At 51.5% G+C, this 16,997-nt stretch carries 14 protein-coding genes and 2 pseudogenes; 14 read left to right on the top strand and 2 right to left on the bottom strand.

Annotation, left to right across the window (positions count from 1 at the left end; all coding sequences use genetic code 11):
- From B2067_RS11405 to B2067_RS11390, 5 genes and pseudogenes are all read left to right on the top strand, one after another.
- Positions 1–554, top strand: a pseudogene (locus B2067_RS11405) (transporter); the annotation flags it as partial.
- 51 nt (positions 555–605) lie between these two features.
- Positions 606–2,249 (top strand): OmpP1/FadL family transporter, encoded by a 1,644-nt coding sequence (locus tag B2067_RS11400; protein ID WP_301179891.1) that lies wholly within the window; start codon positions 606–608, stop codon positions 2,247–2,249.
- Positions 2,246–2,326, top strand: a pseudogene (locus tag B2067_RS16100) (DUF4124 domain-containing protein); the annotation flags it as partial. The gene B2067_RS11400 and the pseudogene B2067_RS16100, both read left to right, overlap by 4 nt.
- Before the next feature lie 42 nt (positions 2,327–2,368).
- The gene (locus tag B2067_RS11395; RefSeq protein WP_301388534.1) at positions 2,369–3,055 is read left to right on the top strand and encodes a hypothetical protein; all 687 of its coding nucleotides are present in this window, start codon (positions 2,369–2,371) and stop codon (positions 3,053–3,055) included.
- Positions 3,033–3,878 (top strand): alpha/beta fold hydrolase, encoded by an 846-nt coding sequence (locus tag B2067_RS11390; protein WP_068439637.1) that lies wholly within the window; start codon positions 3,033–3,035, stop codon positions 3,876–3,878. The genes B2067_RS11395 and B2067_RS11390 overlap by 23 nt, the downstream gene beginning before the upstream one ends.
- Positions 3,879–3,881: 3 nt before the next feature.
- Here the strand turns inward: B2067_RS11390 and ppsR are convergent, their stop codons facing one another.
- The gene (gene ppsR, locus B2067_RS11385) at positions 3,882–4,700 is read right to left on the bottom strand and encodes a posphoenolpyruvate synthetase regulatory kinase/phosphorylase PpsR (RefSeq protein WP_068439635.1); all 819 of its coding nucleotides are present in this window, start codon (positions 4,698–4,700) and stop codon (positions 3,882–3,884) included.
- Between the two features lie 129 nt (positions 4,701–4,829).
- Here ppsR and ppsA point away from each other — a divergent pair, with 129 nt between their 5' ends.
- The 9 genes from ppsA (at position 4,830) to prpF (ending at position 16,572) form a co-directional block, all read left to right on the top strand.
- Positions 4,830–7,199 (top strand): phosphoenolpyruvate synthase, encoded by a 2,370-nt coding sequence (gene ppsA, locus B2067_RS11380; protein WP_297533964.1) that lies wholly within the window; start codon positions 4,830–4,832, stop codon positions 7,197–7,199.
- 27 nt (positions 7,200–7,226) lie between these two features.
- Positions 7,227–8,180, top strand: a complete 954-nt coding sequence (locus tag B2067_RS11375) for an alpha/beta fold hydrolase (RefSeq protein WP_068439631.1) — start codon at positions 7,227–7,229, stop codon at positions 8,178–8,180.
- On the top strand, positions 8,170–8,838 hold the full coding sequence (locus tag B2067_RS11370) for an NAD-dependent epimerase/dehydratase family protein (RefSeq protein ID WP_068435818.1): 669 nt from the start codon (positions 8,170–8,172) through the stop codon (positions 8,836–8,838). Before B2067_RS11375 ends, B2067_RS11370 begins: the two co-directional genes overlap by 11 nt.
- The gene (gene rraA, locus B2067_RS11365; RefSeq protein WP_301378981.1) at positions 8,835–9,329 is read left to right on the top strand and encodes a ribonuclease E activity regulator RraA; all 495 of its coding nucleotides are present in this window, start codon (positions 8,835–8,837) and stop codon (positions 9,327–9,329) included. Before B2067_RS11370 ends, rraA begins: the two co-directional genes overlap by 4 nt.
- A 162-nt stretch (positions 9,330–9,491) precedes the next feature.
- Complete coding sequence (locus B2067_RS11360) at positions 9,492–10,157, top strand: GntR family transcriptional regulator (protein WP_301180404.1); 666 nt, start codon at positions 9,492–9,494, stop codon at positions 10,155–10,157.
- A gap of 24 nt (positions 10,158–10,181) precedes the next feature.
- On the top strand, positions 10,182–11,060 hold the full coding sequence (prpB, locus tag B2067_RS11355; RefSeq protein WP_076514839.1) for a methylisocitrate lyase: 879 nt from the start codon (positions 10,182–10,184) through the stop codon (positions 11,058–11,060).
- Between the two features lie 86 nt (positions 11,061–11,146).
- Complete coding sequence (prpC, locus tag B2067_RS11350) at positions 11,147–12,274, top strand: bifunctional 2-methylcitrate synthase/citrate synthase (RefSeq protein WP_301388533.1); 1,128 nt, start codon at positions 11,147–11,149, stop codon at positions 12,272–12,274.
- A 300-nt stretch (positions 12,275–12,574) separates the two neighbouring features.
- Positions 12,575–15,169, top strand: a complete 2,595-nt coding sequence (gene acnD / locus B2067_RS11345) for a Fe/S-dependent 2-methylisocitrate dehydratase AcnD (RefSeq protein WP_301388531.1) — start codon at positions 12,575–12,577, stop codon at positions 15,167–15,169.
- A 224-nt stretch (positions 15,170–15,393) separates the two neighbouring features.
- A complete protein-coding gene (gene prpF, locus B2067_RS11340; RefSeq protein ID WP_301388530.1) occupies positions 15,394–16,572 on the top strand; it encodes a 2-methylaconitate cis-trans isomerase PrpF in 1,179 nt (392 codons plus the stop codon).
- 103 nt (positions 16,573–16,675) lie between these two features.
- Here the strand turns inward: prpF and B2067_RS11335 are convergent.
- The coding region (locus B2067_RS11335) for a hypothetical protein (protein WP_301388529.1) at positions 16,676–16,997 on the bottom strand (322 nt) is incomplete at its 5' end.

Below are 16,997 nucleotides of genomic sequence, written 5' to 3'. Positions count from 1 at the left end.
CATCCAGAACGTATTTCGGTTCTCTTCGTGTACCGACCGGTCAGTCGCCTTACGAAATTGATGAAAATGAAGCGCTTTCCACAGGGTCGGGTACATTTGGCTTGAGTGGCGGTTTGAGTACTTCTAAAGTTCTTGATCCGGTTGTCTTGTTCGGCTCACTCTCAGCGGGTTATGACCTTCCCGCTACTGATCTGAACCAGGTGCGTGGTGATCAGCTGCTGCAAGAAGTGAATAATAAGGGCAATATCTCAGCCTCTATGGGTTTTGCTTACTCGCTTTCATACGATGTTTCTCTGAGTGCATCTTTCCAGGGGTCTTACTCTATGGGAAGCGAATTTGTTCTGTATCGCCCTTCAACTGGTCAGGAGACTCGTTCTGAAACGACCGGCCAAATGACCGGCATTATGAACTTCGCCTTAGGTGTGCGCGTATCCCCAAAAACGATCGCAAACGTAAACGTCGGCTTTGGTATGACGGAGCTTTCTCCTGATATCCTGCTGGGACTGTCATTGCCTATTGATATTGAGGGTGCAAAACCTTCAGAGGGCAACTAATCAGTCATGACTGATAAAACGATAATAAATAACAGTTTGTGGCGGTTTAATATGCGGAAGTTAGCGCTGTTAGCGATGCTGGTTCCAGGAGTGGCAAATGCTGAACTCCAGCAGAACCTGTTTATCGACAACAAAGCCATGTCCTTGGGGAACGCTGTAACGGCGGACCCTACCGGGATTATGGATATTCACTTTAACCCTGCTGGTCTGACTAAGCTTGACGGGCGTCAGTTTCAGTTGCAGTTCCATAACATTATTCTGAACTCTGAAGCTGAATTCAGTTTGCCTGATGATTTTGACCCTGGGGAGGCGGGTTTGCTCGACCCTTCCAAAGATCCTGTGTTGAACGAAGGCAAAAGTAGAGCGCACGTCGCTGCGTATTTTCCTGGAATAGGCCGTCAGGGTATTCCATTGCCTATCATTGCTCTGCCAACGGCGGGGTTCTCTATTAAGCCGCCGGGCTCAAAATTTACCTTTGCAAATGCTGTCTATGCGCCAATGGCTGCAGGCTTCTCGAAGGGAGATGATGATCCGGGGCGTTATCAGGCGAAAGAAGTTGCAATTCAGCGGCTTACTTATTTGTCGCCATCATTTGGTTATCAGGTAAATGATGAATTCTCTGTTGGCGCAGGTCTCCTGTTTTCACACCAGGCTGTGTCTTTAGAGCAGGAACTTCGTGCACCAAACGTGTTGGTCGGTGTGCTCGAGGAGCTGCAAAATGCTTTTGGCTGTCTCGAACCCGATGAAAATGGCAACCCCAAACGGAATGATCCGCTGGCGCCTTTTATTACGCTGTGTGGTGGTGACGTTGGTCCCTACGATGATATTGGCACGCTTGATATCACTATGACTGAGTCGCTGTCTCCATCGTTTAACCTTGGTATGCTTTGGGAACCTAATGGTTGGTTTAAGTTTGGTATGTCATATCAAAGTGAGGCGAATACCAAGCTGACCGGTGATTACGAGCTTGAGTATACGGACGACTTTGCGGACTTTTTCCGTACCTTTAACTCATCGATTATTGGTGCTGTGACTGGCGCGATTTTCTCTTTCCCGCAAGGGCAGACTTATGAGGCTGGTCATGTGACGTCAGAGCTGACCTATCCTCAGCATTTTCAGGCGGGTGTGAAGTTCAAGTATTTTGATATATTTCACTTCAATCTGGATGCTGGCTGGACCGACTTCGATGAATGGGACAGCTTAGACATCCAGTTTGACCGTCAGGTGAGCTTCCTTTCTACGGCTAAAATCCTGTCGCCGGATTTGGTAACTGATACCACTCTGGAAATGCCTCTGAACTTCCGTAGTGTCTGGACATACAATATTGGTATGGCGATGGATCTTAACTCACGTATACAGCTGCGTGCTGGTTTTGAACCCCGTCGTAGCTCAATTCCTAAGGATTCGCGTAGCCTGCAGGCGCCGATTGGCTTTATGCGTATGTACGCTGTCGGCCTTGGCTACCAGTGGGACCTGGATACTACCATCGACCTGTCGATGAGTTTTATGAAATCAGTTGAGCATATCAAGGCGGATCCGCAGGACGCGAGTTCTAATAATGAGTATCCGAATTCAAGTAACTCTCTTAACCGTAACTGTCTTACATGCGTTGTTACCAACCCTTACCCAGGGCTCGATGTCGACACCAAGTTGACCATTGGGCACGCGGGTATCAGCTTCAGGACCAAGTTCTGAGGTTAATATTTCTCTTCCTGCTGTCGTCAGTCGCCATGGCTGACGGCAGTTATTACACTTGGGTTGATGCGCAGGGGCGAATTCATAATGTCCCGCTGAAGCCCGGTGAGGAAGAGCCAGTGGAGCAACCTCCTGGTGACGATAATGACTACCAGACAGAGGAGGAGGTTCAGGAAAAGCTTCGCCAGTACGATGAGGATAATCCTGCCTTTTACGTGATCGTAGAGCCAGATGGGCGTGTTCGTACGGAAACATACGACGCTGAAGCTGAACAAGAAGCCGCTGCTGAGACCATTGTGGGCGATGACGAGGTCATTATTGGGTGGGATCCTATTCTTGCGCCACCTTTTCGGGTTGATAAGCAAATGACGCAGGGAGCGTGCTGCGAAGCGTTTACTGACCAGTTTGTTGAAGCCCCTAAGCAATTTAAGTCGGTGCAGCTGTTTGACCCTGTCAGATATCGCTCGTTCCCAACTTCGCAGGGAAATCACACAGCCTGGTACTTTCACATTGGAAAGCCTCCCAAGGCAACTTCGGGTCGTCGATTTCTTGTGCTCAGGCTGCGTGGCGCTCCGGTCGAGGCTAGCCTGATCTCGCTAAACTCAGACCTCAAGCCTCTGTACTACTCGCGACGTTTGCCGCTCGATAGTATTCCCGAAAGCTGGCATAGCGTTGGATATCAGGAGGCCAGGGTGCTTGTCGAAGACAAGGGTGTTGAGAGTTTCATTCTTTATCTTGATATGAAACCCGCGGAAGATATGTCGCTGGAGATTCGTTGGGCTGATGGCTACGCACCGTTTCAGTAAAACCCTCAATCACGGTGATATTGCATCTACGCTCGTCAACTTCGAAGAAAGCATGAGTACAGCTGTGGGTGATTCACGTCGTCTGGTCTTGCTGCATGGTGCTGGCCTGGCCGGAGATCTGACGTGGCGTCTGGTTGTTAATTACCTGACAGAATGGGATGAAGTGCTGATTCCCGATCTTCCGGGAATGGGGGATTCTGTTTGGGTTAATGCAGAGTCTGCGGGCTTTGATGAATACCTGGCTGCTATCGCTGAATTCCTTAGGTATCAGGGTTGGGGTCAGTTTGACCTTGTCGGGTATTCCTTTGGAGGGCTGCTGGCAATGCATCTTGCGGAGCTGAGTGATGCGCCGTTTAAGGTGCAGCGATTAGGTTTGATTGAGCCTGCGGCCTTGTTGGCGAGTAATCCAGAGCTTTTGATACATCGAGCTGAAGAATATGGCGACCAGGCTGAATTGCTGATGTCAGGTAAGGCGGATGCTGTGCTTGGTTTTCTGGATGCTGTATCCCCGTTTCGTGATAAAGCTGGCGATGACCTGGTTGTGCGACGTTTGTCAGAAAACCTGGCTGGGCTCGGCTATGGTGTCAGGGCGGTTAGTCAGGCGTTGACTCGGTATTCAGATCATTATGCTAACTGGATTTCACCAGTCCCAGGTATGAGCCTCATCGGAGGCCTGTCTCCTGAATCAATGCGTATGCGTCATAAAAGACTGGCGGCTGAATCTCCGACGTGGGTGTTGCACGAAGTTCCGCGTGCAGATCATGGCGTTGTTTATTCGAGGCCGAAGCAGGTGGCTTCGGCGATTAATGCACTACGTGCTTGAATATCAGTCGAGAGAGCGCTTCAGCCCTGTGGAATCAAGGATTCTAGTAGAAATTTCCTCGATCGATTTGTCGGTTGTGCTGATGTAAGGGATGTTCTCCCGCTCGTACAGAAACTCCACTTCGTCTACTTCGTGGTAGCATTGCTTAAGTGACGCGTATCTGCTGTTAGCTTTTCGTTCTGTGCGGATCGCTGAGAGGCGCTCCGGGTCAATCGTTAACCCGAATATCTTATGTTTGTGTTTCTGCAGGCTGTCAGGCAAGCGCAGATCAAGCATATCTTCTTCTGTCAGCGGGTAGTTCGCCGCCTTAATGCCGAATTGCATAGCAAGATAGAGGCAGGTCGGAGTTTTGCCGGACCGGGAAACGCCAACGAGTATGACGTCAGCATCTTCGTAGTGGCGGGTGCGTGCGCCATCATCATTGTCGAGGGCAAAATTGACTGCGTCTATGCGGTTCAGGTAGCGCGTACTATCCGCAGGGGAGTGTGACTTGCCGACCGAGTACGAGCTTTCAGTCGCTAATTCCTGCTCCAGTGGATGCAGAAATGCTTCAAAAATGTCGACTTTAAATGCATCCGCGGTGTCGATGATAGAACGGATGTTCTTGTCGACAATCGTATCGAAGAGAATGGCGGGTGCGCCGGAGTCCTTTGCGGCCTGATTGATTTTGGCCACTGCGTTGTTAGCCTTCTCAGTCGAATCAATGTATGGCAGTGTTACACGGGTAAACTGAAGCTTGTCGAATTGGGCTAGCAAGGCATTGCCTAATGTTTCGGCCGTGATTCCTGTACCGTCGGAAATAAAATAGGCAAAGCGCTTCATATGGTAATTTTTCCTGCGTCCACTTAGTATTACGTGCCTGACGGAGTTCCGCAGACGCAGGCAACTATAGGTGATTCATGCGAATCACCCAAGCGTAAAATTGAATCATCAGCACGAAGGAGAGTTTCCTTGACCGATTATGTTCTCAGGTTTAATCAGGTAACCATCAATGACGTTGAGCGCGTTGGCGGTAAGAATGCATCACTTGGCGAAATGATCGGAAACCTCTCGGCCGCTGGCGTTTCAGTGCCAGACGGTTTCGCAACAACGGCAGATGCCTATCGGGAGTTTCTCGCCTATGAGGGCCTGGGCGGACGAATTAATGATGCGCTTCAGGGGCTGGATGTTGATGATATTCAGGCATTGACATCGACGGGTAAGCAAATCAGGGAGTGGATTCACGAGGCACCTTTGCCGCCAAAGCTTGAAGAGAGAGTGCGTGAAGAGTTCTCATGGCTGGAAGATGGCAATGACAACATGGCCGTTGCTGTGCGCTCATCAGCCACTGCAGAAGACCTGCCTGATGCTTCTTTCGCTGGTCAGCAAGAAACCCATCTGAATATTGTCGGTATCGACAATGTGCTTTTCGCGATCCGTGATGTCTTCGCTTCTCTGTTTAACGACCGTGCGATCGCTTACCGTGAGCATCAAGGCTTTGATCATCACAAGGTCGCCCTGTCTGCGGGTATTCAACGTATGGTTCGTAGTGAGACTGCATCCAGCGGTGTCATGTTTACCCTGGATACAGAATCTGGATTCGACGATGTCGTATTTATAACCTCCTCATATGGCCTGGGCGAAACCGTTGTGCAGGGTGCGGTAAACCCTGACGAGTTCTACGTTCACAAGCGTAACCTGACTGAGGGTCGACCATCGATTCTGCGTCGCAATCTTGGTGCTAAAGCCATCAAGATGATTTACAACAAGGAGGCTTCGGTTGGTAAATCGGTTGAGACTCAACGCGTTGATCGTGACCTGCGCAGAATATTTTCTATTACTGATGACGAAGTGCAGTCGCTCGCTCGTCAGGCAATGATCATTGAGAAACACTACGGCCGCCCAATGGATATTGAGTGGGCGAAAGATGGTGATGATGGCAAGCTTTATATCGTCCAGGCCCGTCCGGAAACCGTAAAAAGTCGCGCCAGTAAAAACGTTATGGAGCGCTACCTGCTGAAAGAAACCGGCAATATCCTTGCTGAAGGCCGGAGCATTGGCCACCGGATTGGTAAGGGTAAAGTACGCGTTATTGAACATATCGAAGATATGGACAAGGTGCAGGAAGGCGAAGTACTCGTAGCTGATATGACGGACCCTGACTGGGAACCGGTGATGAAGCGCTCAGCCGCAATTGTTACCAATCGAGGTGGTCGCACCTGTCACGCAGCAATCATTGCCCGTGAGCTAGGCATTCCCGCTGTTGTTGGTTGCGATGATGCAACAGACAGACTCTTCGACGGCCAGGAAGTCACCGTTTCTTGTGCAGAAGGTGATACCGGCTTCGTTTACGAAGGTGCGCTTGATTTTGATGTTCGCACCAACAGCGTGGATTCGATGCCGGATCTTGATCTTAAGATTATGATGAATGTCGGCAATCCGGATCGTGCCTTTGATTTTCAGTCATTGCCGAACGCCGGTGTTGGCCTTGCACGCTTGGAATTTATTATTAACCGCATGATCGGTGTTCACCCGAAAGCGCTTCTGAATTTTGATCAGCTGCCTGAGGATGTGAAACCTACCGTCGAGCGTCGTATCTCTGGGTACAGCGAGCCTGTTGATTTCTACGTAGATAAGCTGGTTGAAGGTATATCAACTCTGGCTGCTGCGTTCTGGCCGAAGCGCGTTATCGTTCGTCTTTCTGACTTTAAATCAAACGAATACGCCAACCTGATTGGTGGGCGCTTATTTGAGCCGGAAGAAGAAAATCCAATGCTGGGTTTCCGTGGCGCGTCGCGCTATATCTCCAAGAATTTCCGTGATTGTTTCGAACTCGAATGTCGGGCGATGAAGAAAGTCCGCAATGAAATGGGCTTCACCAATGTTGAAATTATGGTGCCATTTGTTCGCACCGTCGGTGAAGCAGAGCAGGTGGTTGAGCTGCTTGCGGAAAACGGCCTTAAGCGTGGTGAGAATGACCTGCGCCTGATCATGATGTGTGAGCTCCCTGCAAACGCGATTCTTGCAGAGCAGTTCCTTGAGCATTTTGACGGTTTCTCTGTTGGCTCGAATGACCTCACGCAACTGACGCTGGGTCTGGATCGGGATTCCGGCATTATTGCTCACCTCTTTGATGAGCGTAATGCGGCAATTCTGGCTCTGCTTGAGAACGCCATTGATGCGTGTAAGAAAGCAGGCAAGTACATCGGCATCTGCGGTCAGGGGCCGTCGGATCATCCGGACTTCGCACGCTGGTTAATGGATAAAGGTATCGACAGTATTTCTCTGAACCCAGATTCCGTGTTGGATACCTGGTTCTTTCTTGCCAATAAGCAGGACTGAACAACCCAAGTAAAGGACGAACGAATTATGAAGAGCAGCAGTTCGCTGTTCCCCGTGACCTTATCGCGGGCAGATATCCTTGGTGATCTCTCTGAGGATATCTATCTGGTGAAACACAATCGCGATCCTGACCCGAGTGTACAGATAGCGCTGTCGCGGATTGGTCTGGCTGGTAACGAGCAAGGTGAGGACAGAGGGTTTCCGGTTGTTCTCGTTCACGGTAGTTTCACCAATAAAGGCTTCTGGTTGTCGGCGAAAGGGCGCGGCATGGCCAGTTTTCTGGTCGAAAAGGGCTTTGATGTCTGGTTATACGAGCACCGTGGGCATGGCCAGTCTCCCCGTAATGATGACTATCAAAAAAATACTGTTGAGCGGTACGCGCGTTTCGATGTCCCGGCGGTTCATGAGTTTATTCACGAGCAGAGTGGACGTTATCCGGCCTGGCTCGGGCATTCACTTGGTGGGACTATCATCGCGACTGCGGTTTCCGGTGGCTTTCTGACTTCGTTGCCAGCATTTGCCATGTTTGGTACGCAAGTGGTGCGCCCGAATATGGCGTTGCAGGTTCCGCTCGCGGGTCCAATTGCTCGTGCGCTTGTTTCTTTCAGGAAAGAGCTGGACGGTCGCCAGATGAAAATTGGGCCTGAAAACGAACCTGCAGGTGTCATTAATGAGTACCTTGCGCGCCATAGCCTGCTGGGGCGTTGGAAGTTGCCATCGACTGGCGAGCCTCTGTTGCCGAAGTGGAAAGAAGCGACAATTCCGCTTCTGGGGGTTTCTGCAGCGGGTGATACCACGGATCCAGCGAAGTATTGTCAGCGTTTTTATCGAATGTACGGCGGCCCTAAAGAGGAACTTATCCTTGGCGTTGGAAGCGGCTTTAGCAAGGATTTTGCTCACATTGATATGATCATTGGCGAAGATGCCGAACGCGAAGTCTGGCCGAAGGTCAGTAATTGGCTTGGCGCTTATGCAAGCTGAGGAGCCTTACAGTAAAGTTGCGGTTATTGTCGGTGTTACCGGACTGATTGGTTCCCATCTGTTGGAGTGCCTGCTGCAGGAGAACCGCTATCGTAAAATCGTTGCCATTGCGCGTAGTTCTGCGCCGGATTCTGTTAAGAAATACATCGATAGCGGTCAGCTGATCTGGCAGTCGTTCTCTGAGCCTATGCCTGATCATGTTGATCATTTCTTCTGTGCACTTGGTACGACGCAAAAAGTGGCTGGCAAGGCAGGCCTTGCGGCGGTCGATCGGGATCTGGTTGTTGAGACCGCATCTGCCGCGATCGCAAAAGGTGCCAGTCTCTGTTCAATTGTCAGTGCGACTGGAGCGGATGCCAGTTCGATATTTTTTTATAACAGGATCAAGGGTGAAATGGAGGCGGGGCTCAGCGAGTTAGGCGCCCGCTGTGTGCAATTCTGGCAACCGTCCGTATTGCTGGGCGAGCGCAGTGAGGAGCGGTTTGCAGAAAAGATCGCGGGTTGTATCCTGCGGTCGCCTTTACCTAGAAATATCCAGTGTCGGGATGGAGCTGCTGTTGCTTCTGCGATCGCAGTAGCCGCTGGTCGGGATCTGACCGGAATACACCGATTTAAAGTACGTGAAATAGACATGTTTAACTCAGGAGAGACGCTATGACTCAATATGTAACCCCGGATCTTTGTGATGAATACCCGGATCTCATCACTGTTGTTGAGCCAATGTTCAATAACTACGGTGCCCGTGAATCATTCGGTGGCGAAATCGTAACTGTTAAGTGCCACGAAGATAACTCAAAAGTAAAAGAGTTGGTCGACACCGACGGCAAAGGTAAAGTCATGGTTGTTGATGGTGGCGGCTCCATGCGTCACGCGCTGCTGGGCGATATGCTGGCTGAAAAAGCAGCTAAAAACGGTTGGGAAGGTATCATTATCTACGGTTGTATCCGTGATGTTGATGTCATTATGGAAACTGAGCTGGGCGTTCAGGCGCTGGCAACGAATCCTCTGAAGACCGATAAGCGTGATCTGGGCGACGTAAACGTTAAGGTTAAGTTCGGTGGTGTTGATTTCGTGCCGGGCCAGTTCGTTTATGCAGATAACAACGGCATTATCGTTTCTCCGCAGAAGCTGGAGATGCCAGAGGCCTGATTAACAGTGCACTCTGTAAAGAGCCCGGCATGGCCGGGCTTTTTTGTGCTCCGTTTTCGATGGGATGGGCTGGGTTGTATACAATCTTGGTCGTAGATCTATTGAAACTGGCATTTTTAGGCGTAGAATGTCGGTCGACTTATTTAGGATTGTCGACAATCTATGTCTGAAGCCCAAACGCTTGCTGAAAAAGTGTTCTCTGAACTCGCCACGGCTATCGTTCGTGGAGAGCTGGCTCCCGGTGAAAAACTTTCGGAGCAGGCATTGGTTACCCGATATGGCGGCAGTCGCGCGCCGATAAGAGAAGCGATTCAGAAGCTTGAGGCACGCAATCTCGTGGTTCGTGTTCCGCATGCTGGCGCTCGTGTGGTGTCTTTGTCGCTCGAGGAACTGCGTGATATCTATGAAGTCCGCCTGGAGCTTGAGAGTATGGCGTGCCGCCTGGCCGCAGAGCGTATGTCTGACGCTGATATTTCAGCACTTGAAAAGCTTCTCGAAGAACATGCACGTTCCATTGAGGCAGATCAGGGACTCAGTTACTACCAGAAGTCGGGCAATCTGGATTTTCACTACCGCATTATCGAAGGCAGCAAGAATAGCCGTTTGCATCAAATGCTCTGTGGTGACCTCTATCACATAATCCGTATGTATCGTTATCGCACCAGTACCAGCTCAGAGCGCCCGCTGCAGGCATTGAAAGAGCACCAGCGCATTGTGGAGGCGATAAAAAGTCGTGATCCGCAACTCGCCGAACTACTGATGAGGCGCCATATCCAGGTGTCTTTGACTAACCTTGAAACTCGTCTGGCTCACGAGGCCCGACATTAACTTATACGGCACAGGAGACCTGATATGACCCCAGGCCAGAAATTCCGTAAGGCGCTTGAAGATAACAAGCCGCTGCAAATTGTAGGTACCATCAATGCGTATGCCGCGATGATGGCTGAAAAAATTGGCCATCAGGCGATCTATCTCTCCGGTGGTGGTGTTGCAAACGCTTCCTACGGCCTGCCAGACCTCGGTATGACGTCGCTGAACGACGTGGTTGAAGATGTTCGTCGTATTACTTCTGCAAGCTCGTTGCCGCTGTTGGTTGATATTGATACGGGTTGGGGGGGCGCATTCAACATCGCTCGCACCATTAAAGAGATGGAAAAGGCCGGTGCTGCTGCAGTGCATATCGAAGATCAGGTTGCTCAAAAGCGTTGTGGTCATCGCCCGAACAAAGAAATCGTATCTAAAGAAGAAATGGTCGACCGTATCAAAGCGGCTGTTGATGCTCGAACTGATCCGGATTTCTTCATCATGGCCCGTACTGATGCGTTCGCTCAGGAAGGTCTTGAAGCGGCGATTGAACGTGCGAAAGCATGTGTTGAAGCTGGCGCTGACGGCATCTTCGCTGAAGCTGTGAAGACTGAAGAACACTACCGCGCTTTCGCTGAAGCGCTGGATGTGCCGATTCTGGCAAACATCACTGAATTCGGTCAGACCGAACTTTGGAGTCGCGAGCAGCTGGGTGAGTGGGGCGCCGCTATGGTGCTGTACCCACTGAGTGCGTTCCGCGCGATGAATAAAGCAGCCGAGACTGTTTATAAAAGCCTGCTTGAAGAAGGTCACCAGCGTAAGGTGGTCGATATTATGCAGACCCGTATGGAACTGTACGATTACCTGAACTACCACGATTTTGAACAGAAGCTCGATGCTCTGTTCGAAGAAGGTAAGAATAAATAACAGATTGGCGAGAGAGCTACCTCGTCTGTTAAATATTAATAATTTCAGATAGTTACATAAAGTATCTAAAGTTATAGGAGAAGCACATGGCTGCTGGAAAAGAACTCTCTGGGGCAGGCCTGCGCGGCCAGGTTGCCGGTAAAACTGCGCTTTCGACCGTGGGTAAATCAGGTTCCGGTCTGACTTACCGTGGTTACGACGTCAAAGACCTCGCTGCAAACTGTGAGTTTGAAGAAGTTGCGTACCTGATCCTGAAAGGTGAGCTGCCTACTCAGGCTGAGCTGGATGCCTACAAAACTAAGCTGAAGGGCATGCGTGGTCTGCCACAGGCGCTGAAGGAAGTGCTAGAGCGCATTCCTGCTTCTGCTCATCCAATGGATGTGATACGCACTGGCTGTTCGATGCTGGGCAACCTCGAAACCGAAGAAAGCTTCGATGAACAGCAGGAAGCGACTGATCGCATGCTGGCTGTTTTCCCAGGCATGATCAACTACTGGTACAACTTCTCTCACAATGACAAGCGCATTGATGAGAATACCGCTGCTGATTCTATTGCCGAACAGTTCCTGTGGACTCTGCATGGCGAGAAGCCATCTGAACTGCATGTTCAGGTGATGCAGGCATCACTGATTCTGTATGCAGAGCACGAGTTCAACGCATCTACCTTCACTGCACGCGTATGTGCATCAACGCTGAGTGACATGCACTCCTGTATCACTGGTGCTATTGGTTCCCTGCGTGGCCCACTGCACGGTGGCGCGAACGAAGCCGCGATGGAACTGATCGAAGGCATGGACAACCCAGAGCACGCTGAAGAGTCCATCATGGGTATGCTGGCGCGCAAAGATAAGATCATGGGCTTCGGTCACGCGATCTACCGCGAATCTGACCCGCGTAACGCTGTGATCAAAGAGTGGTCTGAGAAGCTGGCGAACGAAAATGGCGACACGAACTTGTACGACATTTCTGTACGTTGTGAAGCGGTAATGTGGCGCGAGAAGAAGCTGTTCTGTAACGCTGACTTCTTCCACGCCTCTGCGTACAACTACATGGGCATTCCAACCAAGCTTTTCACTCCGATCTTCGTATGCTCCCGTCTGACTGGCTGGGCTGCACACGTGATGGAGCAGCGCGCTGACAACCGTATTATCCGTCCAAGCGCTGAATACACTGGGGAAGAGAATCGTGTGGTTCCGGCGATTGCAGACCGCTGAGTACTTGTTTTCGCTTCGCTGAACCGTTAATCGAAGCTGCGGCACGCCGTGAATACGTCCCTGTAGGCTCCGGCCTGCCATCCATGGCAGGCAGGGCCGAAGCTTTCGATTAACGATTCGCCAAATGTTGCAGTAGCCGCGGACACCGCAAAGGTGTTCCCGGCAGGTCTGATTACAAGCCTACATGCCAGGGATGGCATGTGGGAGCCCCCATGGATGGGTTTACGGCGACTTGTAATCAGACCTGCCGGGAATACCGTTTTTGTTGTTGAAGCCGCGCATATTGATGCAGAGAGAATTATGAATACTGAATTCCGTAAGAATCTTCCGGGCAGCAGCCTGGACTACTTTGATACCCGCGCGGCATGTGAAGCCATCAAGCCGGGTTCATACGACACACTGCCATACACCTCGCGTATTCTGGCAGAACAGCTGGTGCGTCGCTGTGCCCCAGAAGCACTGAACGCAAGTCTGGAGCAGCTGATCGACCGTAAACGCGATCTCGACTTCCCTTGGTACCCAGCACGCGTCGTGACTCACGATATTCTCGGTCAGACCGCTCTGGTGGATCTGGCGGGCTTGCGCGATGCAATCGCAGCTCAGGGCGGTGATCCGTCCAAAGTGAATCCAGTGGTTCAGACGCAGCTGATTGTTGACCACTCGCTGGCTGTTGAGTGTGGCGGCTTTGATCCTGATGCATTCCAGAAAAACCGCGACATCGAAGAGCGTCGTAATGCTGACCGCTTCCACTTCATCGAGTGGACTAAAACGGCGTTCGACAACGTCGACGTGATTCCAGCGGGTAACGGCATCATGCACCAGATTAACCTGGAGAAAATGTCTCCGGTGGTTCAGGCGCGTGACGGCGTTGCGTATCCAGATACTTGTGTAGGTACAGACTCTCACACGCCGCACGTTGATGCACTGGGTGTAATCTCTGTAGGTGTTGGCGGTCTGGAAGCCGAAACTGTAATGCTGGGTCACCCATCCATGATGCGTCTCCCAGACATTGTTGGTGTTGAGCTGACTGGGAAGCGCCAGCCAGGTATTACTGCAACTGACATCGTTCTGGCTCTGACTCAGTTTCTGCGTAAAGAGCGTGTTGTTGGTGCGTACCTTGAGTTCTTCGGTGAAGGTGCTTCAAGCCTGACGATCGGTGACCGGGCGACGATTTCCAACATGACGCCAGAATACGGCGCAACTGCAGCGATGTTTTACATCGATGAGCAGACCATCGATTATCTGAACCTGACAGGTCGTGACTCCGATCAGGTGGCTCTGGTAGAACAGTATGCTAAAGAAACTGGTCTGTGGGCAGACGCACTGGAAAGTGCACAGTACGAGCGTGTTCTGAAATTTGACCTCTCTTCTGTTGGTCGCAATATGGCAGGCCCTTCAAACCCTCATGCGCTTCTTGCAACGGCAGATCTGGCAGCTAAGGGCATCGCGGGTAACCTGGAAGAGGCCAAAGCTCAGGAAGCTGAAGGTCTGATTCCTGATGGTGCGGTCATCATCGCTGCTATCACCTCCTGTACCAATACCTCTAACCCTCGCAACGTGGTTGCGGCTGGTCTGTTGGCGAAAAAAGCCAATGAGCTGGGTCTGATACGTAAGCCTTGGGTTAAGTCGTCGTTCGCGCCGGGTTCAAAAGTGGCGCGCACCTACCTTGAAGAAGCGGGGCTTCTCCCAGAGCTTGAGAAATTGGGCTTCGGTATCGTAGCGTTCGCGTGTACGACCTGTAACGGTATGTCGGGCGCACTTGATCCTGAAATTCAGCAGGAAATCATTGATCGCGACCTGTATGCCACTGCTGTACTGTCGGGTAACCGTAACTTCGATGGTCGTATTCATCCATACGCTAAGCAGGCATTCCTGGCTTCGCCGCCACTTGTTGTCGCTTATGCGATTGCGGGTACCGTTCGCTTCGATATCGAGAAAGACGTACTGGCCGTGGTTGATGGCAAAGAAATCCGCCTTACGGACATCTGGCCATCTGACGAAGAAATCGACGCCATCGTAGGCGAATTCGTCAAGCCACAGCAGTTCCGCGACGTATACATCCCGATGTTCGATCTCGGCGAAGCTGAAAAAGCACCTAGCCCTCTTTACGACTGGCGCGAGATGTCGACCTATATCCGTCGTCCTCCATACTGGGAAGGTGCTCTGGCAGCAGAACGTACCATGAAGGGGATGCGTCCGCTGGCGATTCTGCCGGACAACATCACTACGGATCACCTGTCGCCATCGAATGCGATTCTGATGAACAGTGCTGCGGGTGAATATCTGCACAAGATGGGACTTCCAGAAGAAGACTTTAACTCGTACGCCACGCACCGTGGTGACCACCTTACGGCTCAGCGTGCCACTCTTGCTAACCCGAAACTCATGAACGAAATGGTTCAGGAGAACGGCGAAGTGATGCAAGGTTCTCTGGCGCGTATTGAGCCAGAAGGTAAAGTCGTCCGGATGTGGGATGCGATTGAAACCTACATGGAACGCAAGCAGCCGCTGATTATCGTTGCCGGTGCAGACTACGGTCAGGGTTCGTCACGTGACTGGGCTGCCAAAGGCGTTCGTCTGGCGGGTGTTGAAGTGATCGTTGCTGAAGGCTTTGAGCGTATTCACCGTACCAACCTGATCGGTATGGGTGTACTGCCGGTACAGTTCAAAGAAGGCACCACGCGCAAAACACTGGAGCTGGATGGTACGGAAACCTATGACGTCATAGGTGAGCGTTCTGCTGGCTGCGACCTGACGTTGGTTATCCATCGTCAGAATGGCGAAACCGTTGAAGTGCCTGTGACCTGTCGTCTGGATACTGCGGAAGAAGTAGTAACCTACAACGCAGGCGGTGTGCTCCAGAAGTTCGCCAAAGACTTCCTGAAGTCAAACTGAGGCTAGTTGCGTTGCTGCAACTTTGTTGCGTTCTCGCTCGCCCCGTCGCCTACCAATTGGTATGCCTCGGGGTCTCGCTGCGGGGCGCCTCGTTGCAGCGGCCTCACTGACGCCTCCCGAACGGACTTGTTTCCTTCGGTGGGTCTGTGAGGTATTAGCTAAAAAAGCTGAATCGGTAGGGTGGGCATGGCCCACCTTATTTTTATTATTTAGTGGGGCATCTTATGACTCATAAACCACAAGTTAAAATCCCAGCGACTTACATGCGTGGCGGTACGTCGAAGGGTGTTTTCTTCAGTCTGACGGATTTGCCTGAGTCTGCACAGGTACCAGGTGAAGCGCGCGATAAAATCCTGCTGCGCACTATTGGGAGTCCTGATCCTTACGGTCAGCAGATCGACGGTATGGGCGGTGCGACTTCAAGTACTTCCAAGACCGTAATCCTGGCGAAAAGCGAGCAGCCAGATCACGATGTGGACTACCTCTTCGGTCAGGTATCGATCAATAAACCATTTGTTGACTGGTCTGGTAACTGCGGCAACCTGACTGCGGCTGTTGGCGCGTTTGCGATCTCCAAAGGTCTGGTTGACGCTGACCGAATTCCCGAGAATGGTATCTGTACGGTTCGTATCTGGCAGAAGAACATCAGCAAAACCATTATTGCTCATGTGCCGATCACTAACGGCGAAGTGCAGGAAACGGGCGATTTTGAACTGGATGGTGTGACCTTTCCGGCGGCTGAAGTTGTGATCGAATTTATGGACCCAGCCGATGGCGAAGGTTCTATGTTCCCGACCGGCAATCTGGTGGATGATCTTGAAGTACCGGGTATCGGTACTTTTAAGGCGACCATGATCAATGCTGGCATTCCAACCATCTTCGTGAACGCTGCAGATATTGGCTACAAAGGCACAGAGCTGCAGAAAGATCTGAACTCAGATGCAGACGCGCTGGCTCGCTTTGAAACCATGCGTGCTTATGGCGCGGTAAAAATGGGCCTGATCAAAGATGTCGCCGAGGCGGCTGATCGCCAGCATACGCCGAAAATTGCATTCGTTGCACCAGCAACGGCCTATGAGTCATCCAGCGGTAAACAGATCGGCACTGGCGATATTGATCTTTGTGTTCGCGCTCTGTCGATGGGTAAATTGCACCACGCCATGATGGGGACGGCGTCGGTAGCTATTGCGACAGCAGCTGCGATTCCGGGCACTCTGGTTAACGAAGCAGCCGGTGGTGGTGATCGTGACGCGGTTACTTTTGGCCATCCTTCTGGAACGCTGCGCGTTGGTGCGGCGGCTGAGGAAGTGAATGGTGAATGGACTGCTAAGAAAGCTGTAATGAGTCGCAGTGCGCGCATCATTATGGAGGGGAATGTTCATATCCCTGGTGATACTTTCTGATCAGAAGTATCTGGTTATAAAAAAGCCCGCATCTGCGGGCTTTTCTACGTCTGCTCCCCTCTGAGTTACTCAGAGGGGAGTGGCCTCTAAAGAGGGGCGAAGATTACTCTCCGCTCTGGCTCTCTTCAGCAACTTCCTGCTTTTTCGGCTTTTCAGAGGTTGCTTCGTCACCTTCATTGCTGGCGGTCCCAGCATTACGAGGGTCGTTCGGTGCACGACCTGACGGCGCGCGACGACGACGGCGAGTCGGCTTCTTCTCAGCTTCTGCAGATTGCTCTTCTGCTGCAGGTTTAGCTTCTGCTGCAGGTTTAGCTTCTGCTGCAGGTTTAGCTTCTGCTGCAGGTTTGGCTTCTGCTGCAGGTTTGGCTTCTGCTGCAGGTTTGGCTTCTGCTGCAGGTTTGGCTTCTGCTGCAGGCTTAGCTTCT

Source organism: Thalassolituus sp. UBA2590 (assembly GCF_002339775.1).
Lineage (GTDB): Bacteria > Pseudomonadota > Gammaproteobacteria > Pseudomonadales > Oceanobacteraceae > Thalassolituus.
This window is presented reverse-complemented; position numbering and strand designations above follow the sequence as displayed.